Genomic DNA, 20970 nt, shown 5'->3' with positions numbered 1-20970 from the left:
TTTAGGTTGAAAAATAATGCCCTGCCTAAGGTGACCTAACGTATGTAACTACGTTCAGGGGGCTTTCGCCGCACCCACACCATCGCAGGGCAATGCTAGCAAGATTCTTCATTGTGTTACAAGTTTTTAGGTGAGTGTAAATTGGGGAGCGAGTGGAAAGAATGCAAGTAATTTCGCTATGAGTTTTCCTGCGGTAATGGAGAGGCAATAATTGAATATATCTAATGATCAGAGTTTGCTTACGAGGGTATATCTTAGTGGAGATCAATTATTCTTTCGCGCATGGCAATCGCAATTTCTATTGTTTCATTGTTAATCTCAGCTCTAACGTTTTAGGTGAGAGATTGCAAAAACGCAGTCCTTTTTGATTGGGCTCCAAATATGGGAGAATATATTTCAAGGGTAGGCAATTACAGTACCGAGCAAGCAGATTTAGGTAATCGTAAAGGCTAGAATCAAAACTCAATCAGCTCAATCACCTCGCATTCTCCAACACTTTTGTTGCCTTCCTTAAAATACTCAATTGTTCCGAGTTTCAAATACTCCTTATGGTAAGGGATAAAATCTTTGTTAACTATCCACATTGTAGCAGTCCCAGACATGGGTGCAAATTCCGATCCGTCAAGAATACGACCTTCTTCATCTTCGAACTCGGGCCAGATCATGTAGATTGAGTGTTTGAACTTGCCGTCGTTCTTGTAGTGAAAATCGCATCTATAATGTTGGGATGCGGGATTATACCTCCCACCTTCTTCGTAGGAAAAAAGCCGGTATTTTACCCGGAAATTGGGTTTGCGGTTAAAACTGATTTCGTAGGGCTGAAATTCCGGCATTGGAAATGAGTATTTTAATTAACGGAGATCTTTGAAGCCGGGTTATGTTTATTAGCAGCTTTCCTCCTCTTAGGTTTAACGTCCGCTTGCATCTGCGATGCCTCCGCTTTCAAAATCTGTTCAATCGTTTCGAACTGAATAATGGGCGCCTTTCCAACAAACAATGCCAGTTCAATCAATTTGGAAATCGTGAAGTTGAAATTTCCATTCAGAATCTGAGATACGTAGGAAGGAGAGACATTCAGTTTCTCTGCCACCTGCTTTTGGGTCAGATTGTTCTCTTCCATGTAAGTGTTGAGCAGGTTGAAAACCTGAATTTGAACTTTTGCCAGCCAGTAGCCGGTACCTCTCAAAATTTCTTCGCGTTCTGTCATGAATTCTTGCGGTTAAATTCCCTGTGAATGAATCTCCTTTAATAGGCCATGCAGATATTTAAAATCCGCTTTTTGATCAGTCTTGCGGCCGCCAATTAAAATTACTCTTCCTGTTTTTTCCAGCTTGAATAGATAGAAGCGTAAGCGTTTACTTTTGGCCTCGTAAAGCTGATATGGCAATTTGCCGAGCTTCAATTGGCGAAAAACAGTTTTCGGCAACGTTACAAGATTGCATGAATCTTCAATGGTGGAATAAATCTTTTCAATTTCAAAATTCAACGAAGCATCGCGCCTCATGGCTCTTTCAAACTCGTCGATTGGGCAAATCTGGTTAATAGCCAGCTTGAAAAGTTTAATTCTTGTAGATGATACCTTGCCAGATAACCGAATGCTGAACTTTGACATAAAGTTAAGTTTTAACTTAATATTTGTCAAGCCTGAAATCAAGCTTGTCTCAACATAAGGCATTGTGAGGTACTTCATTAACCTGTCTAAGAATAACCAATGAGTAGCCGGCTGGGACAAGTGTGTAAACGGTATCCTCCTTGCACATTTAACATCCAACGTTAAATTTACAAGGAGGAGATGCGGCAAAGGACCGCTAGAAGCAATACAGAAAGGGCCAGGAATCGCCCATACCTGACAACTCCTGACCCCATGACTTGTAACTCTAGAACTCCTATTTCCAGCGTTCCCCAAGCACCTTCATCCAATATCCCCCAACCACAGACCGTGCCCGGAAACCAACCGACTTCCCATTGGTCGTCTCATGCCAGTCCGAAAGGGGAATGCGGTCCGTAGTACCGTTGGCATACTTATAAACAGGCTGAATCAATGCCTGGAAGTCCTCCGGCTTTTCGGCCAGTGTTGCCGTCCAGACAATCCAGTCGGATTTCGTGTAGGTCTTCCGGCTATCAAGCGGCAGGCCGAAAGGCTGTTGTTTGGTGAGGTAATAGGCAATTTCTTTTTGTGCTACTGTTTTGGGAAACACATTCAATCCCAGAATCTTATCCCAAACGAGGTTATATTTCTGGCTCCAAGTACCTTTTTTGTCGAAGGTCAATGCATAGTGATCGCCGTCGGCGGCCATTTGCATCCATTTTTGGGCGAAGTCTTTGGTTAATGCATTTACTTCGGTGGCTTCTTTGGTATCGCCCAGTTGCTCCGCGAGCTTGGCGTAGGAGGCGAGGCCCATAATGGCTTTGATAGACAGGTTCGTGTTTCGGGCGAGGTGACCGGCGAAGTCATCGGTGCAGAGCTGGTTAGCAGGATCGAAGCCTTCTTTTTTCAGGTAATTGGCCCACACGCTGAGAGTTTTCCAATGCTTTTTGGCGTAATCGGCATTGCCTTCGGCTTTGGCGATGGCGTAAGCGAGGATGAGCATATTGCCGGACTCTTCCACGGGCATGTCCTCGCCGTATGTCTGCCCGTTCGCGAGCGGGTAGGTGCCTACGTCGTGTGCGGCGAAAGGTTTGGTCCATTTACCACTCTCGGAATAGTGGAAAATGGGCTCCATCATGCCTTTGAGCAATGTAGGGTTGTACAGCAGGAATAATGGCGCCGATGGATAAGTGATATCGACCGTTCCAATGGAGCCGTTGCTGAAGTTTTCTTTCGAGAAAAACAATGGCGTGCCGGTAGGGTCAGCGACGAGCTTGTGGGCTGAAATGGCCTGACGGTACGCCAATACACACAGCTCGGCGTATTGCTTGCCACCGGCTTTGAATGCGTCGTCGAAGATCGCCTTGTCGGTCTCGTTACAGGTTTGTAGGATTTTGGTGAAATCGGTTTCGGCGCTTTTCAGCTCGCCGGCGATGGTTTTGTTGCCGTCTTTATTCCACCACGGACGCAGGTTTTGGCCGAAATACTGCACTGAATAGCCGTCTTCATAAGCGAGCAATGCGTGCAGCGATTTGCTTTCAGCACCCACTTTTCCCGCATTCAATATCAGTCCCATTGATTTGGTATCCGCCGGAGCGGCGCCAGCCTGATCCACGCTAAGCGTGCCTTTGGAAGCAAATTCTTTAATAATATCCATTGAAAGGCCAATCGCCGAACCTTTCACAATGCCTTGCGGAGCCGCGAGGTATGCCTGGCCCCAGTCGATTCGGATGTCGTCGCCTTTTTTAGCCAGTAGGTTCTGGACGGTATTTTCAAGGGACAATGTAGTCAATCCATCCTGATTGGCCTTTTTGCCGGTTACCGACTGGCTGGCATCATTGGTGGCCCACAGTCCGGATACTGCATTCAAAATGCTTACATCATGCTGTTTGCCGTCGGCCGACTTCACTTCATAAACAATGTAATTTACCGGACGCGAAATCAGGTCGAGGTCCTTCATAATCAGCGGTGCCACAAACTGAACCGTCAGCTGCACAGGGCCCGCTTCGAAATGGTAAATCGACTGTGTAGCCGTCATTTCAAAGCCGGTTTGCTTCGCCGGCGCTACCGCGTCGGCACCTTTCGGAGCGATTTCGTCAGCCAGGCCAATATCGATATAACCCGGTCCAGCCCCATTTTTCACATAAGCAGCCAGCGTGTTTTTTCCCTTTTTCAAAGCCTTCACGGCTGCCGGGCTGATCGGTTTGAACTCGTAGTCGCTTGTAAAGCAAGGCGCGCAGTCGAATGCAGGCACCCCGTTGATGAATACCTGCACATCGTCGTCGTGAAAGATATTTAGGACAGGTTTTTCAAAATCGACATTGGTGAGGTTGAAATCGCGGCGGTACCAGAGCTCCTTCGGGAACTCGGTGCCGCCTTTCAGCATGGCATCGTTCCGGTCGTGCGTGCCGAATGGCGCGGGACCCTGTTTCCAGGTGCTGATATTGTAGCCTTCCTTGAACCACCATTTCGGGTCGGGTTTGGTGGTCGTGAATTTGGCAGTGTAGGCTTCCTGCTTGGCCGTCGGCAGAATAGTTTTCATTTCGGCCGTAGCGGCGCCCATGAAGCGGTAGGCTTTGCCGTCGACGCGGATGAGGCCGTCCATCGGATGCGGCTTGCCGGTCCAATGTTTGGTAATGGAGCCTGCCAGCTGGTCGCCGAATGACCATACGCTTGTGTAGGGATCGATAGTCACCAGCGGTGCTGCCGGCGGCCGGACAGATTGTGCAAAAATCGTTGAGGTTGTCAGTAGCGTCAGCGCGGTAAGCCAGCGTTTGAGCATGGTTTCGGTTGGTTTTATGGAAATAGGACAGCCCTGGACCTAAGTCCTGGGTTTAGAAAATCCCATAATGATAGGGGATAAGTTCTATAATGAACAGTCTGACACCTATTTCTTCAAAAACGCTGCCTTCCCGCTATCCAGAAATGCCGCAAACTTGGCCGGATCGAGGTCATAGTTTTTAGGCGCCACAAGCAGGTTCCCTTCGTGGTCAACCAGGCAGTAATGCGGCTGCGCATTGTTGTTATACTTCACAATTTGCAGGTCTGCATTCTGTGCGCCGATGGTCTTCTTCACCTTGCTGTCATATTTGGAAGTGTACCATTGGGCTTCGGGAAGTTCCGTTTTATCGTCGACGTACAATGCGACAATCACGAAGTCGTCGCGGAGGCGTTGCAGAACGGCGGGATCTACCCACACGCGGGCCTCCATTTCGCGGCAGTTGACGCAGCCGTGACCAGTGAAGTCGATGAAAACGGGTTTGTTCACTTTTTTAGCATAAGCCAATGCTTCCTGGTAGTCGTAGAAGCCTTCGAGTTCGTGGGGTAAATGAAAGAGGTCGGCATACTTGCGTGCTTCGCCGGCAAGGGCTGATGGCGTTCCAGCGGCAGCGCTTCTTTTATTCAGGTCGAAATCCAAAGTCGATTGCGGAGGCAGGTATCCGGCTAATGCTTTCAGAGGGGCGCCCCACATGCCCGGGATCATGTACACGACGAATGTGAATGTCACGATTGCGAGCAGCAGGCGCGGAACGCTTACTTTCTCAATAGGTGAATCGTGCGGCGTGCGGATTTTGCCGAGCAAATAAAAGCCCAGCAATGCAAAAATGACGATCCAGAATGCCAGGTACACCTCGCGGTCGAGCAAATGCCAGTGATACACCTGATCGGCAATGCTGAAAAATTTCAATGCCAATGCCAGTTCAAGGAAGCCCAGCACCACTTTCACGGTATTCAGCCAGCCGCCCGATTTGGGCAGTGATTTCAACCATTGCGGGAATAATGCAAACGAGGTGAACGGAATCGCAAATGCCGCGGAGAATGCCGCCATACCCACGATAGGCTTCACAACTTCACCGCCCGCCGAAGCCACCAGCAAACTGCCGACGATCGGGCCGGTGCAGGAGAATGATACGAGTACCAGTGTGAATGCCATGAAAAACACGCCCGCATAGCCGCCCTGATCGGCTTTCTGGTCCATTTTATTTACAAAGCCACTCGGCAGCACGATCTCGAAAAGACCGAGGAACGACAGACCGAACGTAATAAAGATCGCGAAAAACAGCAGGTTAGGCAGCCAGTGCGTGCTGAGGAAGTTGGCAAATGCGGGGCCATTCAGGCGCGAAACGACAGTACCTATTAATGTATAGATCAGGATAATTGAAATACCATATAAAAATGCCTTGAATTTGCCCTTCTCCTGATTGGTGAAAAAACTCACGGTCATCGGGATGATCGGGAAAACGCATGGGGTAAGCAATGCGAGCAAGCCTGAAAGGAACGCGGCTAATGCGAAGCCGAGTAATGAGCCTCCGCCAGCAGGAGTTTCGGCGCCGGACGCTAGGGTCCCCGATGCTTCGGATGCTGATTTCGGGGCTGCCTCGATTGCGGCTGAACTGTCGCCGGTTGCAGGAGTGTCCCCTGCTGAAACGGCTATCGAGGTGTCATTTGAGTTTGCGGGAGCGGCTGGCGCGGTGCCAGGTGTTACGGCTGGTTTGTCTGCCGGCGTGGCGGCTCCAACGGTGGGCTGCTCAGTTGTGTTGGTGGCAGCGGCAGTTACTTTCAAGCCTTTGAATTCAAAATCTTCTCCTCCCGGAATGCATAGCCCGCTCACGTGGCTGCAAGTCTGGTATTCGGAAGTGCCTTTGATGACCGGATTATCAGCAAGGATTTTTACGGTTTGTTTAAAAACACCCTTTCCTTCAAAATAGCGGACATTGCCCTGCCATACTTCTTCAAACTTGGTTTTCGGGTTCTGTGGTTTCAGTTTGCCGACGGTTTCGAAAGTATTGTTTTTTTCAAATGTAAATGTGGTGAGCATCGGGCCGAGATCGGGATCGAAGTCGGAGGAATACATGTACCAATCCTTGTCGATGGTCGCGGTAAAAACCAGGTCCACAGTCTCGCCTTTTTTGACTTCCGGTTTGGAAAAAGAATAAGTCCAGTGCGCCTTGGCTTTTTGTACTTGTGCCTGCGCGAAGCCGGTTATCAGTAGACAAAGGCTGAGAATAAGGATAATACCGCGTTTCATGTCGATGTTTGGGGTAATGGCTTTGGTCGGGATATTGTCGGCAGACAACCCGGCGATCAATCTACAATTTTGATAGAGCTTTCTTAACCAACGTAATTTTCACAAAAAAATTCATCAATTGAAATTCCCTTTTCACCGATTCGCGTTTCTGCTACCTTTGTCGGCTCAAATCCAGATAAGTTAACAGTTATTAACATGTCCCAGACCTTATACGTAGTCAAGATCGGCGGTAATGTGATCGACAATCCCGAAGCATGTACCCGTTTTCTGAAAGCCTTTGCGCAGCTCGATGCACCCAAAATTCTCGTCCATGGCGGTGGGAAGGTGGCGACACAGGTCGCAGCCAAGTTGCAAATCGAAACGCAGATGGTCGATGGCCGCCGCATCACCGACCAGCCAATGCTGGATGTGGTAACGATGGTATATGGAGGACTGGTGAACAAAAACCTGGTAGCGCAACTGCAAGCTGCCGGCTGCAATGCCATCGGGCTCACCGGCGCCGACGGCGGGATCATTCGTTCGATCAAGCGCCCCGTCAAAACGATCGACTATGGTTTTGTAGGAGATATTGAAGCTGTAAACGGAGAACAAATCAATGCCATTCTGTCAAGCGGTCTCACGCCGATCATCGCGCCATTGACATACAGTGCCGAAGGCCTGCTCCTCAATACCAACGCCGACACGATGGCCTCCGCAACGGCCGTGGCGATGTCGGAAGCATTTGAAGTTAATCTGATTTATTGTTTCGAGAAAAAGGGCGTGCTTTCCGATCCCGCCGACGACGATGCGGTGATCGGCAAACTAGTCCCGGGTACTTATGAAGAGTACAAAGCAACCGGTGCTATTAATAAAGGTATGATCCCCAAGCTCGACAATGCGTTTGCTGCATTGCATTCGGGTGTGAACCAGGTGACTATCTGCCATGCCGATGAACTTGGAAACGCAATTTCCGGCGGTGCCGGAACTGCAATTGTGCTCGCTTAGCGCAACTGCTAACCCCTAATCGGCTGTGGGCTCACTTAGGGGTTAGTTCCAGATTTAATGTCTTTTGGGACGGGTTTTCCGGGTTGTTTACGTATATAGATTAGCGTCCATATTTTTCGCCCGATGGATAATTGTTAACGTTAATATCTGGGTAGTTGCTCTTAATATTCAGGCAATATCCAATGCTTCAAGGGAGCAATCGGTGGTTCACGCCCGTTCAGCAAATTAATTTTACTAAAAGTGGTTACATACAAATAATATGTAACTAACGCCGCGTCCTTACCAAATACTCTATCCTTTTTAGGGACTATTTATTAATTTTTTTTAATAAATCTTGCTGAGTTTGTTAATAATATATTTATATTTGACATCCGAATATTACGGTAGTGTAAAGCCCTTTGACGCCGCCGGTACGTCCGGAGAAATAAAGAAGAAAATGACCCCGTTAAACCATCTAAAATTCATTTAAGGGACTGTATGACAAAACTAAAAATCTACTATTAATCCTTCTCGAACCCGCCTGACGCCGTCCCTGGATGTGTCCATACACCCGAAGGCACTTAGTCCAATCGCACAGTTTGCAATCTGTCGAACGTGTATGTATTAGTAAAAAATTTAATAAATGCACGATATTATACTAAATAATATTAAAATTGTATCCATTTTAATACCTTAATTAATCTAGCTTAACTCATGGGAAAAAATCTACTAAGACTTATCGTCATGTTGCTGATGGTAAGCGCCCCGGTTCTCGCTCAAACGATCACCGGAAAAGTAACCAGCGGTTCTGACGGCTCCACTTTGCCCGGCGTTTCCGTTCTGGTAAAAGGTTCTACCACCGGTACCACCACCGATGCCGATGGTACTTATAGCATTGCCGCTTCGGGCAAGGCTACGCTCGTATTTTCTTACATCGGGTACAAAACACAGGAAGTAGCGGTAGGTAACGGCAACGTATTGAACGTAATCTTGGTTGAAGACGCTTCTGTTTTGCAGGAAGTAACTGTAACGGCCTTGGGTATCGCGAAAGAATCGCGTGCGCTGGGTTACGCGACATCCACTATTAAGAGTGATGCGTTGATCAAAACTGCATCTCCCAACTTTGCAACAGCACTTTATGGTAAGGCTCCGGGTGTAACTATCAATGCAACACCTGGTGGAGCAACTTCCGGTGTGAGTATCAGCATCCGCGGGTTTAGCTCAATCACAGGTAACACCCAGCCATTGATCGTATTGGACGGTATCCCCATCCGTAACGGCGAATCCCGCAATGGTGATTACTGGGGCGATCAGCGTATCCGCGGTAACGGTCTCCTTGACCTGAACCCGGCTGATATCGAGAATATTACCGTATTGAAAGGTGCTTCGGCAGCTGCATTGTACGGTTCGGAAGCGGTGAACGGGGTATTGCTCGTGACTTCTAAAACCGGTAAAGGAAGAAAAGGAATCGGTGTTGATTTCAGCGCAAGTTACAGCGTTGATAAAATTGCATATCTGCCACGTTATCAGGATGTAAGAGGTCCTGGTTACCTGAAAAACTACGTAGATGCAGGCCAGGACGCAAACGGCTTCATTTATTATGATACAGATGGAGACGGTACCAAAGAAACCCGCGGCTTGCTGGGTGCGACTGTAAACTTCGGTCCTAAATTCGATGGGCAGCCGGTAATGGCATTCGACGGTAAAATTCGCCCTTATTCTCCATCAGGAAACAGCTACGCGGATTTGTTCCAGAACGCGAACAGCTCCAACATCAACCTTTCGGTGTCGAAAGCTACGGACAACTCTACCGTTCGTTTCTCTTTCACACGTCAGGACAACGGAATGATCAGCTACGACTCGAAAAACAGCAAGAACATTGCTAACCTGAACGCAAGCTTTAATGCGAACAAGAAGCTGAAAACGGATTTGATGGTGAACTACATCAACCAGAAGACGCATAACCGTCCATTCAAGGTTGACCGTATGATCAACAACTTCACCGGTATGATGAACCGTTTCGAGTCTGCTGACTGGTATTTTGATAAATATCAAACCAGCCAGGGATATAAATATGTAACGCAATCATCCGGTAACCCAAGCTTGACGCCGGCTGAAAACATCAGATACAACGGTTTCAAGACTGACATCGCTGACTATGTATGGAACACCAGAAAAAATACTGCTGACGAATGGAGCGACCGTGTGATTGCGAGCATTACCCAACACTGGCAAATCACCGACGAATTGAAACTCCGTGGCCGTATCGGTACTGACTTTACTTCGGAGCGTTTGCAAAACAACAACGCTACTGAGAAGCCATTGGCATTCGGTTACACAGGTGGTTTCAGCATGGCTAATAACATGTACAGAAACGTATACGGTGAAGCATTGGCGACTTACAACAAGAAGCTGACTGACGACATATCCATCGCATTGATGGCAGGTTACAACGCCTATAAGCAAATGGATACCAAAATGAGCAACGGTACCGACGGCGGATTGAGCACTGAGAATTTCTTTGACCTTTCTGCTTCTGTAAATAATGTTACAAGTTCAAGAGAACGTAACAACTGGACGCGTGACGCGCTTTTGGGAACAGCTCAATTCGACTATAAAGGAATATTCTTCGTTGAAGGTACTGTCCGCAGAGACCGTACTTCTACACTCGCTCCCGGAAACAACGCATTCGTTTATCCATCCGTGAACGCATCTTACGTATTCACCGACGGACTGAACCTGCCTTCTTTCTTTAGCTATGGTAAACTGCGCGGATCATGGGGTGAAGTAGGTAACTATCCTCCGACCTACGGCGCGAACGTAGCTTACAAGCAAGGTACATTGAACGTTCAGCAAAATGGTGGTCAGTCGGTATTGTACACTTATATCGATCCTAGCTACGGTAACGACAAAATCCGCCCGGAAAGAAAGCGCGAGTTTGAATTCGGTTTGGAGACTAAATTCTTCAACAACCGTATCGGCCTCGATGTTGCTTATTATAATGCACAAATCGTTGATCAGATCCTCCCTCTCACCATTGCAGCTACAACAGGAGCCCGCTCTATCCTGGCTAACGTAGGTACGCTGAGAAACCAAGGTATTGAATTTGCATTCAACGTTTCCCCAATCCAGGGTAAAACACTGAACGATTTCAACTGGGATCTGACTTTGAACCTCGCGAAAAACGTAAACAAAGTTGAGAAGCTGGCTAACAACTCTACCGAGTTGCTACACTCCGACCTTGATGGTAATGCAGCACAGATTCGTTCGGTAGTTGGTCAGCCAATGGGGGATATTTATGCGCACGGCATCCTTAAAAATGAAAAAGGTCAGGCTGTTGTAGGTCCTAACGGTCTTTACCAATTGGATGGAGCAAACTGGATCAAAGTAGGTAATGCAATGCCAAAACTGACCGGTGGTTTGATCAACAGCTTCTCGTGGAAAGGCTTTACGCTTGATGCGATTACCGACTTCCGTTTCGGTGGTTCGATCATGCCGACTGGTATCAACTGGATGACCTCACGCGGTTTGACCAAAGAAAGCTTGAACGCAATGGATGCTGAGCACGGCGGTCTTAGCTACTACCTGGATGCAAACGGAAAAGGCGTTCCTACAACAGCAGCAACAGGCCCTGCCGGACAGACTGTTTACCACGATGGTATGTTGATGGACGGTGTACTCGCTTCTGGTGAAGCTAACACCAACATCGTTTCACAAGCAGTGTACTACAACGCTACTTACAACTGGGGAGGTCCTCAATATGGTAACGCACGTTACGAGCTGTACGTTAAGAAAAACACTTACATCAAAATGCGTGAGATCTCGCTTGCATACCGCCTGCCTTCTTCTATCGGAAGCAAGATCGGTGCTTCGAACGTGACCGTCTCGGTATTCGGTCGTAACCTGTTCTTCATCTACCGTACTATCAAAGACCTCGATGCGGAACAAACCAACACTTCTACAAGATGGTATGAAAACATCTCCAATGCGGGTGCTAACCCATCGTTCCGCACTGCGGGTGTAATGTTGAGAGCCAGCTTCTAATTTCAATCAGACTATGAAAATGAAAAAGATATCATCAGTTATTTTGGCGGGGCTCATGCTGGTGGCAGCGTCCTGCAAAGAATCCGATTTCAGCGACATATATCCTGATCCTTCGAAGATCTCCGCAACGACGGTCGAGAAGCAATTCACAGGGTTCCTTCAATCCAACAAAGACTATGTATTGCCGGGTTATACGCATTACTTCACAATGCTCCGCATTACATTGAACCAGTATAACCAGTCCATCGGCTGGGTGAACGGTTCAGGTCAGTATGTACCGGGTTCGGCGGGTGTGGAGAACATCTGGTTCAACTACTACAACTTGCTGGCACAATACCGCGAGCTGCAAAAGGTTTACAATTCTAAAACTGCTGAAGAGCAAGCTGACCGCAAATTCTTCATGACAGTTGCGAAGATCTACCTCTACGACCAGACGCAAAGAATGGTAGACGTATTCGGTGCGATCCCTTTCACCGAAGCAGGTATGGTAAGTACAAATGGTGGTGACTACAATTCTTCTGCGGCGAAATTTGACGATCCTCAGGTGTTGTACACGATGATGCTGGACGATTTGAAAAGCATCGCTACCGAGCTGAATGGAACAACGATTAACGCAGGTTATCAGAAGTCGTTCCAGACTCAGGACTTTATTAACAAAGGAGACCTGACTGCCTGGAAACGTTATTGCAACTCCCTACGTCTTCGTATGCTGAACCGCGTTTCGGACGTAGCAGCATTCCAGTCGCGCTCCAACTCGGAAATCGCCGAGATCCTGGGCAATGCAGCAACCTATCCTATTGTTGAGAACAACGATCAGAACATTCAGATCAATGTATATGACCTCAACAGCCCGATCAACTCAAAAGGCTTCCAGGATGGTATGGGCCCTGGTACATGGTATGGTAACACCGCTGGTAAAAAGTTGATCGACTTCCTGAGCACTAACGCTGACCCACGGTTGCGCATGTTGTTCGAGCCGGGAGCTAACGCTGGTGGAAAGTATATCGGTATTGACCCAATGGCTACTGCTCAGGTGCAAACTGAACTTTCTAACGCAGGGGTCGTAGCGATCTACAACCGTTATGTAACCAACTACAACCAGTTCTTCCCAGGTATCATCATCAATGCGCCTGAGGTAAACCTGATCAAAGCGGAGTACTACCTGAGATCGGGTAACGATGCGTCTGCAAAAACTGCTTATGAAACGGCGATCGGCCAGTCGATGGATTTCTATAACCGTATCAGCAATGTGAGCAACGCGGCGCAAGGAACCAAACCTGCCAACGTAACAACGGCAGAAGCTGCGGCGTACATCGCTGGAAACGGCGTAAACTGGGCAAAAGCAACTACTGCTGCTCAGAAATTGGAACTGATCGCAGGACAAAAATGGGTACACTACAACCTGGTGCAACCATACGAAAACTGGGCAGATATCCGCCGTTTGAACTTGCCGGCATTGAGCTTCTGGGTTGACAACAACAACAACCAGACACTTCCTCCGGTAAGATTGAACTACCCTGGTAACGAGATTACTTACAATCCTGCTAACTACGCAGCGGTTCGTGAGAACGACAAACTCACTACCAAGCTTTTCTGGGACGTGAAATAATAATACCCGGATTGATAATACCAATCAGATTTAGTTAGGAAAGGAAAGAGGCGGGTCGGTTGACCTGCCTCTTTTTTTGTGTTAAACCGCCGTGGGATTTTATCTGCGCCGATTAGTGAGTACGAGTAGTTGCGGAAATGACAGCTGTCCCCGGGAGATCAGTTTGGTCATTTCGCCAATGGTGTGGAAATAGGAGCCCAGTACAATATCCGTGTCGCCGTCCTGGTCAAAATCGGCGGCTTCCATGGTGAGCCATTTGCCAGCCGCAGCCATCGGGGTAGAGAAGGCTTTGAAATCCATTTTGCCCTCATTGGACAGATAAACGAAACTGTGCGCCGGATTGGCAAGGTCTGAATAGAATGCGGTGGCGGCAATGTCGATATCGCCGTCGAGGTCGAAATCGCGGGCGACGGCCTTGCTGGCACCATAGAGCGGGAAAAACCAGGCGAGTTTGAAGTTATCCTTCCCGTCGTTCAAATACAGGCGCACACCGTGGTAGTTCTTGTCGATAGGCGATAGGTCCCAGTTGTCGCCATTGGTGAGCAGAATGTCCTGAAAGCCGTCCTTGTTAAAATCCACCATTTCAAAATAGCTCATGCCATAGGACGGCGGAAATTGCAAAACGCTTTTCTCTTTAAATTTTCCGTTGCCAAGGTTATAGAATATGGTTACCTGTTCCCAGGCCTGCGCCATAAGCGCTACGATATCAGGCTTTTTATCGCCGTTCAGATCCCGTATTTCGGCCCTTCTCGCTCCCGGTAGCTCTTTTAATATATGTTCCTTTCCCTGTTCGAAATTGTCCAGCCAGAATAGTTTCCCCGAGTGATTGCCAAAACCGCATATCAATGCGTCTTCTTTTCCATCCATATTCAAATCCCCGGCGGCAAATTGCACGGGACGCGGAAGGTTCTGCACGTTCACAAGCGATGGGTCCGTCGTTTTGGACAGGGACATCAGCCGGCCTGTGCGTTGGTCGGATGGTTTGAAAACACCGATGGAAAGCAAGCGCGGAGGGGCGTTTTTCGGGAAATCAATATCGGTCGGAGCGGAATCGATCCACCAGGTATCTTTCAATCCGGCCTTCCCGAATACATACAATGCATTCTGGTCGTCGCCAATGTAGAGTTGCGACGAGGCCGGATCATATTTCAAGAGTGAAGTTTTAGGAACCTCTTTGTCTCCTACGGTGAGGTCCGAGACGTGGAAAAGCCGTAGAGAGTCGGTTATGGGCGGCGCTTTTTCCTGCGGAAGCGGCTCGGCCGGGGCCGTTGAGTGGTAATAGGCCAGGATCTTTTTCCAATCACCCTCCGAAATGAGTTGCGTTTCGGGATAGACATTCAGTTCCTGCATTACGCGCTTTTCTTCCGGGATCAGATCGGCATAAGGATCCTCGCCATTTGCCCGGATACCCAGCCGCAGCCCCATATTAGGCAGCACGCTGGCCGCCCAGGTTTTTTTGTCCAGCAAAGTGGGATCGGGGAACAAATGGCAGCGCTGGCAATAGTCCATTGCCAGCTTTTTCCCTTCCTGAACGGAATCGGCTTGCAGCGCGCGGCTGGCGGTCCCGGATGCCGGCATCTTTTCCTGAAAAGAAAGAGAAAGCCCCGCCATTCCGATGGGTACAGAAATGAGCAGGGCCTTTTTTAAAAGTGTCATGACGGATCGCTTAACGGATCAGATTGTCGAGAGTGTCTAAAACTTTATCATACCCAAATGCCCCAATCTCCCGCTCCATCCGCGCACGAATGGCCTCCGTCTGCAAATTGCCGATGCTTCCTTCATGGCTATGCTTCAATTCGCGTGGTGCGGTATAAGTGCCGTCGCCGATTTCGGCGCCGACCTGCTTGTAGGCGTCGCGGAAAGGCACTCCGGCGATCACAAGTTCGTTCACGCGCTCTACACTGAACAGCAGATCGTATTTCGGGTCGTCGAGCAGGTTTTGTTTCACTTTTAAATGTTCCAGCATGAACGCGGCGATGTCGAGGCAGTCGAGGATCTCGTCGAATGCGGGCATCAGGATCTCTTTCAGCAGCTGCATATCGCGGTGGTAGCCCGATGGCAGGTTACTTAGCACCATCGTTACCTCCATCGGCAGCGCTTTCATGCGGTTGGTTTTCGCGCGCAGGAGTTCGGCTACGTCGGGGTTCTTTTTGTGCGGCATAATGCTGCTGCCGGTCGTAAGGTCGTCGGGCAAGACGATAAAGCCGAAGTTCTGGCTGTTGTAAAGGCATACGTCCATGGCGAGTCGCGAAACAGTCGCCGCCAGCGACGCAATGGCGCTTAATGCGGCTTGCTCCGTGCGCCCGCGGCTCATCTGCGCGTACACGACATTATGGTGCATTCCTTCGAAGCCCAACAACTCGGTGGTAAGCTGGCGGTTCAGCGGGAACGACGAGCCGTAGCCTGCTCCGGAACCCAGCGGGTTGCGGTTGGCGAGGCGGTAGGCGGCATTGAGCTGGATAATATCGTCGATAAGTCCTTCGGCGTAAGCACCAAACCACAATCCGAACGACGACGGCATCGCTATCTGCAAATGCGTGTAGCCGGGGAGCAGGTCATTTTTATGTTCTTCCGATTTACGCGTCAGCACGTCGAAAAGCTTTTCCGTAGCCTGCACCACCTCGAAAAGCCGCGCACGTGTGTACAGCTTCATATCCACGAGGACCTGGTCGTTACGCGAGCGGCCGGAGTGAATTTTCTTGCCGGTATCTCCGAGTTTGCGGGTAAGCAGCAGCTCCACCTGCGAATGCACATCCTCGATGCCTTCCTCGATGACGAATTCACCTTGCTGGATTTGCCCGTAAATGGCTTTGAGTTCGGTTTTCAATGCAGCCAGATCGTCGGCCGTCAGCAGACCGATGGTTTCGAGCATCGTCGCATGGGCGATGTTGCCCAGCACGTCGAATTCGGCCAGATGCAAATCCATCTCACGGTCGCGGCCGACCGTGAAACGTTCTATTTTTTTAGAAGTAACAGTATTTTCCTTTTGCCAGAGTTTCAAAATGCAGGAATGATAAAATTTATAGATCTAAAATTTCATCACAAATTTAACATCATTAGCCCATTCCTTTCCCTTTTTCCGTCGACTGAAGTCGACGGCCATCCAATTTTTTTGGTGCAAGTCGGGTTTTAGGGTGTTACCAAATTTTAGGTTTAGCGTATCAATGAGACCGCCAGGGGTTTATTGTTGGACGCGTTTAAATCTTTTATGGGTATGAGTTGGAGCCGGATTTGGATTCATGTCGTTTTTTCTACGAAATATCGTGCGCCAGTACTGCGGGACGAGATTCGAATGAAGGTGTTTATGCATATCAAGGAGTATGCCATGTCGAAGGGCATTGAGCTGGATGTGATTAATGGTTATTTCGATCACGCGCATTGTCTCATTTGTCTTACCCGCCAGCAGACGCTCTCGGATGTAATGAAGATCATTAAGGGAGAGTCAGCCTACTGGATCAATAAGAATAAGCTGACGACAACCAAGTTTGTCTGGCAGGACGACTATTGGGCTGTAAGCGTCAGCGAGCGGCATGTACTTCGTGTGAGGAAATATATTTTAATGCAGGAAGAGCACCACAAAGGCAAAACCTTTGAAACAGAAATCAACAGATTCATGCAAAAATATGGCTGGACAAATTCCAACAAGAACTAAGCTCCAAATACTCCTTGTCCCGTCGACTTAAGTCGACGGCAGGGGAAGTTTTCCCAATTTTGTGGCTGAATGAGCAGAAAAGCTGCCGCCCAGCCAAGAGCCAAAAAAGCAATCATCTTGCCGTCGACTTCAGTCGACGGATCAAAAGAGAAAGAAATTTTTTATTGATTAAAAATCATTCAATCATTCTTTTGATCGCCACAAACCGCTTACTGTAATAAGCTGCATTGAGCAAGTCATAGCGGATGCCGCCTTTCCAGGCTGAATGGATGAATTTGACGTAGCCGGGGGCCACTTCGGTGATAATGCCTACGTGCCCGATACGCTTGCTTTTGGTGCTGTTGCCTTTGAAGAAAATCAGGTCGCCGGGCTTGGCGTCGTCGAGTTCTACTACTTCACCGTGCTCGGCTTGCGCTGCGCTGGAATGTGGGAGCGTGATATTCCATTGGTTGAAACAATAGCGGACAAAGCCGGAACAGTCGAAACCTCGTTTGGATGAGCCGCCCGAACGATAGGGGATGTGTAAATGCTTGGTGGCGAACGATACCAGCGACTGGATCGGGTTCAAAGTGTCGGCGGCGATTTCCTGGGACTTCGGGGCCTGTGCGAAAGAACGGTTGCTAAATGAACTGGCAGCAAACAATAACGCGGATACAATGACTGAACGAATCAAAAAATGCATGAAATCAAAGGTGGTTCAGGACTTTAAAAGGTCAAACAGGAGATTCTATGGTTTTGTAATGCGAATACCTCAGCTTTGTAAAGCTAACGACTTTTTTGCATTTGTCTTATTTTAACAAATCGTTAATTTTTGCAATATTTTGTAAATCACTGATTTGCCTATTTAAGGGCTACTTTCATTAAAGTAAAGGTTTAAGCCCCCATTTTGACTACTTTTGTGCTGGAATCAGGATAGCTTACTAATTTAATACGCTCAGATGAAAACTACCGACCGTTATCTCCAGCGCGGTGTATCGGCTTCAAAGGAAGATGTGCATAAGGCCATCGAAAAGATCGATAAAGGGCTTTTTCCAAAGGCTTTTTGTAAAATAGTACCCGATACGCTCTCCGGCGATCCTGAGTATTGCACAATCATGCACGCCGACGGCGCCGGTACCAAAACTTCCCTGGCGTATTTGTATTGGAAAGAGACGGGTGATATTTCCGTTTGGAAAGGCATTGCGCAGGACGCGATCGTGATGAACACCGACGACCTGCTTTGCGTGGGTGCAACCGGCCCGATGCTCTATTCGTCCACCATCGACCGCAACAAAAACCGCATTCCCGGCGAAGTGATCGCGGAAGTGATCAACGGCGCGGAAGAAGTGCTGGACATGCTTCGCAGCTACGGCGTCGAGATTTACAGCACGGGTGGCGAAACGGCCGATGTAGGTGACCTCGTACGGACTGTGACCGTGAACAGCACGGTAATAGCCCGCATGAAGCGCTCGGAAGTAGTGGATAATGCCAATATCCAGGCCGGAGATGTGATCGTAGGGCTCGCTTCTTACGGACAGGCTACCTACGAAAGCGAGTACAATGGTGGGATGGGCAGCAATGGCCTTACCTCCGCAAGACATGATATTCTGGGCAAATACCTTTCAAAATATACCGAAAGCTTCGATCCCGAAGTGAGCGACGACCTTATTTACAGCGGAAGCAAAAAGCTGACCGACGAAGTAGAGGGAGCGCCTTTGAATGTAGGTAAACTAATCCTCTCGCCTACACGTACATACGCACCCGTAGCCAAAGCCCTGCTCGACGGAATGCGCCCGGAAATCCATGGCATGGTACATTGCAGTGGCGGTGCTCAGACGAAAATTCTACATTTTGTTGATAACCTTCACATTATCAAAGACAACCTGCTTCCCGTGCCTCCATTGTTCAGGCTTATTCAGGAAGAAAGCGGAACGAGCTGGCAGGAGATGTACAAAGTCTTTAATATGGGTCACAGGCTGGAAATTTACCTTCCCCAAGCGCATGCCGCGCGCGTGATCGAAATCTCCAAATCGTTCGGGATCGATGCGCAGGTGATCGGGCGTGTGGAAGCCTCCGACGAGAAAAAACTGACCATCAGCAGCGAATACGGGACCTTCTATTACTGATCGTCTTTTTAAATATTACAAAATACTGAACCTCCGGGAGTTACCTTCCGGAGGTTTTTTTTGTTTCCCTATTTTCGAGGGCAAATGCAGGCATGACAATTGTAGTATGATTTCGTAATAATAGTAGAAGTAGTGTTGTTTTATTAACCATAGCCAATATGAAACATATCAACCACTATCAAATACTGCGGGGCCATATCCTGGTACTTTGCTTCGTTCTCGCCGCCGTGCGCGTTTGCGCACAAATCCCGGATGTAACTATTAATCCGACAGCCGTTATCACCGGGCTGACCTCCGCCATGCAGCTTGTACATGCAGGAGACAATTCCAACCGGATTTTCATCGCCGAGCGCTCCGGTGTTATCACGGTGTTCAACCCGGGGGCATTGACGACCCCCATTCAATACCTCAACATGAACAGCGGCGGGCAGGTGGTTTCGCAGTCGGGAGAGGGAGGTTTGCTGAGTATCGCATTCCACCCCAATTTTGCTACCAATGGATTTGTCTACACCTACTACACCGATACAAATGGAGACCTGGTGCTGGCGCGCTATACTTCGGCGAACCCGTCGGGAAACATCGTGCCGGCCAATACGCGGGTGGAGATCCTGAAAATCCCGCATCCGGTTAACACCAACCATAATGGAGGGGAGCTGCATTTCGGCCCTGAAGACGGCTATTTGTACCTCTCTACCGGTGACGGCGGGGCCAGTTACGACCCTAATGCAAACGGACAAAGTACGACCAGCCTGCTGGGGAAAATACTGAGGCTGAATGTGGATCCGCCGCTGGGCTCCGGGCTTCCCTATGTGATACCGCCTTCGAACCCGTTTGGGAATGAGATCTTTATCCGTGGATTGCGAAACCCGTTCCGTTGGAGTTTCGACCGCGAAACCTATGACCTGTGGATCGGCGATGTAGGCCAGGATACCTGGGAGGAAATCAATCATGTAACGGCGAGCAATGCATCCGGAGCTAATTTCGGTTGGCGGTGCTTCGAAGGGAACGGCTACACGCCGGGCATCGCGATCAACGAATGCCCCGATTCCGCCAGTTTTACCAAGCCGGTTTACATTTACCCGACCCGTACCGCGAGGGGCAATTCCGTGATCGGCGGGGTGGTGTACCGCGGGAACGCCTGGCCGATCATGAAAGGTTACTACATCGGAATGGATTATGGCTCGGGTGATATTCATAAAATCAATTCGGACGGATCTGTGAAGGAATATGAAACGTCGACATTCACAGGTGTGAGGGATATCGGGGAAGACCAGTCCGGCGAGATTTATGCCGTTACAGCCACGGCTGTCTATCGCATTGAGACCGAGAATCCGCTTCCTGTAACACTGGTCGATTTTTCGGGAGCACCCAGCGCGGAAGGGGTCCGGCTTACATGGCAGACTTCCATGGAAAAGGATTTCGAGTCGTTCGATATTCAGTACAGTCGCGATGCCCGCCAATTCGAGCGTGTCGGCTCGATTCAGGGAGCCAATATGCCGGCTGGTAACCTGTATTCATTTACGCACAGTACTTTGGAAAACGGGGAGCTTTACTACCGGCTGAAAATGACGGATATGGATGAGAGTTTCAGGTATTCCAAAATAATAACGGTCAACCGTGGTACCGAGAGCAAAGGTGAGCTTTTTGTGCGGCCTTCGCTGATCAGTACGAGTGAAATGAACCTGTTTGTGGAAGAGCCTTTTCAAACCGTCGAGATTGTGAATGCGGGCGGGCAGGTGGTGCTGACGGAGAAAATCGGAGGCCGGAGCGGGCCCGTCAATATCCCGCTCGGCAATACTGCTTCGGGTATTTATGTGGTGCGCATGGCCGGCGCCGACCGGGTAATACAACAGAAGGTTTTAGTGTGGAGGTAGTTTCCTTTTCAATCCCTTAAAAACAGACATTCCGGAAGCAACACTTCCGGAATGTGATCATTATACAACCCTAAAACCCAATTTATGTATGGCAATATTGGATGTT

14 protein-coding genes are annotated in these 20970 nt (G+C 48.9%); 6 read left to right on the top strand and 8 right to left on the bottom strand.

The features are described from left to right. Positions 1–455: 455 nt before the first annotated feature. The 5 genes from J2Y43_RS07175 to J2Y43_RS07155 form a co-directional block, all read right to left on the bottom strand. Positions 456–833, bottom strand: coding sequence for a hypothetical protein (locus J2Y43_RS07175; RefSeq protein WP_309980613.1), 378 nt, complete (start codon positions 831–833; stop codon positions 456–458). A gap of 14 nt (positions 834–847) precedes the next feature. Further along, positions 848–1207 (bottom strand): helix-turn-helix transcriptional regulator, encoded by a 360-nt coding sequence (locus J2Y43_RS07170; RefSeq protein ID WP_309980614.1) that lies wholly within the window; start codon positions 1205–1207, stop codon positions 848–850. Between the two features lie 12 nt (positions 1208–1219). Beyond that, positions 1220–1612 (bottom strand): hypothetical protein, encoded by a 393-nt coding sequence (locus J2Y43_RS07165; protein WP_309980615.1) that lies wholly within the window; start codon positions 1610–1612, stop codon positions 1220–1222. A gap of 274 nt (positions 1613–1886) precedes the next feature. After that, positions 1887–4370 (bottom strand): glutaminase domain-containing protein, encoded by a 2484-nt coding sequence (locus J2Y43_RS07160; protein ID WP_309980616.1) that lies wholly within the window; start codon positions 4368–4370, stop codon positions 1887–1889. 105 nt (positions 4371–4475) lie between these two features. Then, complete coding sequence (locus tag J2Y43_RS07155; RefSeq protein ID WP_309981845.1) at positions 4476–6617, bottom strand: cytochrome c biogenesis protein CcdA; 2142 nt, start codon at positions 6615–6617, stop codon at positions 4476–4478. Positions 6618–6812: 195 nt separating this feature from the next. Here J2Y43_RS07155 and argB point away from each other — a divergent pair, with 195 nt between their 5' ends. The 3 genes from argB (at position 6813) to J2Y43_RS07140 (ending at position 13233) form a co-directional block, all read left to right on the top strand. Then, the gene (gene argB, locus J2Y43_RS07150; protein ID WP_309980617.1) at positions 6813–7601 is read left to right on the top strand and encodes an acetylglutamate kinase; all 789 of its coding nucleotides are present in this window, start codon (positions 6813–6815) and stop codon (positions 7599–7601) included. A gap of 693 nt (positions 7602–8294) precedes the next feature. After that, positions 8295–11624 (top strand): SusC/RagA family TonB-linked outer membrane protein, encoded by a 3330-nt coding sequence (locus J2Y43_RS07145; RefSeq protein ID WP_309980618.1) that lies wholly within the window; start codon positions 8295–8297, stop codon positions 11622–11624. Between the two features lie 19 nt (positions 11625–11643). Beyond that, positions 11644–13233: a SusD/RagB family nutrient-binding outer membrane lipoprotein gene (locus tag J2Y43_RS07140; protein WP_309980619.1), complete on the top strand. Its 1590-nt coding sequence runs from the start codon at positions 11644–11646 to the stop codon at positions 13231–13233. Between the two features lie 99 nt (positions 13234–13332). Here J2Y43_RS07140 and J2Y43_RS07135 read toward each other — a convergent pair whose 3' ends face one another. Beyond that, on the bottom strand, positions 13333–14889 hold the full coding sequence (locus tag J2Y43_RS07135) for a VCBS repeat-containing protein (RefSeq protein WP_309980620.1): 1557 nt from the start codon (positions 14887–14889) through the stop codon (positions 13333–13335). A 10-nt stretch (positions 14890–14899) separates the two neighbouring features. Further along, positions 14900–16234: an argininosuccinate lyase gene (gene argH / locus J2Y43_RS07130; protein WP_309980621.1), complete on the bottom strand. Its 1335-nt coding sequence runs from the start codon at positions 16232–16234 to the stop codon at positions 14900–14902. 207 nt (positions 16235–16441) lie between these two features. Between argH and tnpA the strand changes: the two genes are divergently transcribed. After that, positions 16442–16885 (top strand): IS200/IS605 family transposase, encoded by a 444-nt coding sequence (gene tnpA, locus J2Y43_RS07125; protein WP_310226414.1) that lies wholly within the window; start codon positions 16442–16444, stop codon positions 16883–16885. Between the two features lie 175 nt (positions 16886–17060). Here tnpA and J2Y43_RS07120 read toward each other — a convergent pair whose 3' ends face one another. Then, on the bottom strand, positions 17061–17567 hold the full coding sequence (locus tag J2Y43_RS07120; RefSeq protein ID WP_309980623.1) for a C40 family peptidase: 507 nt from the start codon (positions 17565–17567) through the stop codon (positions 17061–17063). 256 nt (positions 17568–17823) lie between these two features. Between J2Y43_RS07120 and J2Y43_RS07115 the strand changes: the two genes are divergently transcribed. Continuing rightward, a complete protein-coding gene (locus tag J2Y43_RS07115; RefSeq protein WP_309980624.1) occupies positions 17824–18990 on the top strand; it encodes an AIR synthase-related protein in 1167 nt (388 codons plus the stop codon). 158 nt (positions 18991–19148) lie between these two features. Next, entirely contained in the window at positions 19149–20864 is a 1716-nt protein-coding gene (locus J2Y43_RS07110) for a PQQ-dependent sugar dehydrogenase (RefSeq protein WP_309980625.1), read from the top strand. Positions 20865–20970: the final 106 nt, after the last annotated feature.

It is taken from the genome of Dyadobacter sp. BE31, assembly GCF_031457695.1.
Classification (GTDB): Bacteria; Bacteroidota; Bacteroidia; order Cytophagales; family Spirosomataceae; genus Dyadobacter.
Note: the sequence above shows the minus strand (reverse complement) of the source record. Positions and strands in the feature narration are given on the sequence as shown.

Excerpts from the sequence above, each read along its gene's own strand:
- J2Y43_RS07135 (WP_309980620.1), bottom strand. The coding sequence starts at position 14,889 with ATGACACTTTTAAAAAAGGCCCTGCTCATTTCTGTACCCATCGGAATG.
- J2Y43_RS07145 (WP_309980618.1), top strand. The coding sequence starts at position 8,295 with ATGGGAAAAAATCTACTAAGACTTATCGTCATGTTGCTGATGGTAAGC.
- J2Y43_RS07110 (WP_309980625.1), top strand. The coding sequence starts at position 19,149 with ATGAAACATATCAACCACTATCAAATACTGCGGGGCCATATCCTGGTA.
- J2Y43_RS07160 (WP_309980616.1), bottom strand. The coding sequence starts at position 4,370 with ATGCTCAAACGCTGGCTTACCGCGCTGACGCTACTGACAACCTCAACG.
- J2Y43_RS07155 (WP_309981845.1), bottom strand. The coding sequence starts at position 6,617 with ATGAAACGCGGTATTATCCTTATTCTCAGCCTTTGTCTACTGATAACC.
- J2Y43_RS07165 (WP_309980615.1), bottom strand. The coding sequence starts at position 1,612 with ATGTCAAAGTTCAGCATTCGGTTATCTGGCAAGGTATCATCTACAAGA.
- J2Y43_RS07175 (WP_309980613.1), bottom strand. The coding sequence starts at position 833 with ATGCCGGAATTTCAGCCCTACGAAATCAGTTTTAACCGCAAACCCAAT.
- J2Y43_RS07170 (WP_309980614.1), bottom strand. The coding sequence starts at position 1,207 with ATGACAGAACGCGAAGAAATTTTGAGAGGTACCGGCTACTGGCTGGCA.
- tnpA (WP_310226414.1), top strand. The coding sequence starts at position 16,442 with ATGGGTATGAGTTGGAGCCGGATTTGGATTCATGTCGTTTTTTCTACG.
- J2Y43_RS07115 (WP_309980624.1), top strand. The coding sequence starts at position 17,824 with ATGAAAACTACCGACCGTTATCTCCAGCGCGGTGTATCGGCTTCAAAG.
- argB (WP_309980617.1), top strand. The coding sequence starts at position 6,813 with ATGTCCCAGACCTTATACGTAGTCAAGATCGGCGGTAATGTGATCGAC.
- J2Y43_RS07120 (WP_309980623.1), bottom strand. The coding sequence starts at position 17,567 with ATGCATTTTTTGATTCGTTCAGTCATTGTATCCGCGTTATTGTTTGCT.
- J2Y43_RS07140 (WP_309980619.1), top strand. The coding sequence starts at position 11,644 with ATGAAAAAGATATCATCAGTTATTTTGGCGGGGCTCATGCTGGTGGCA.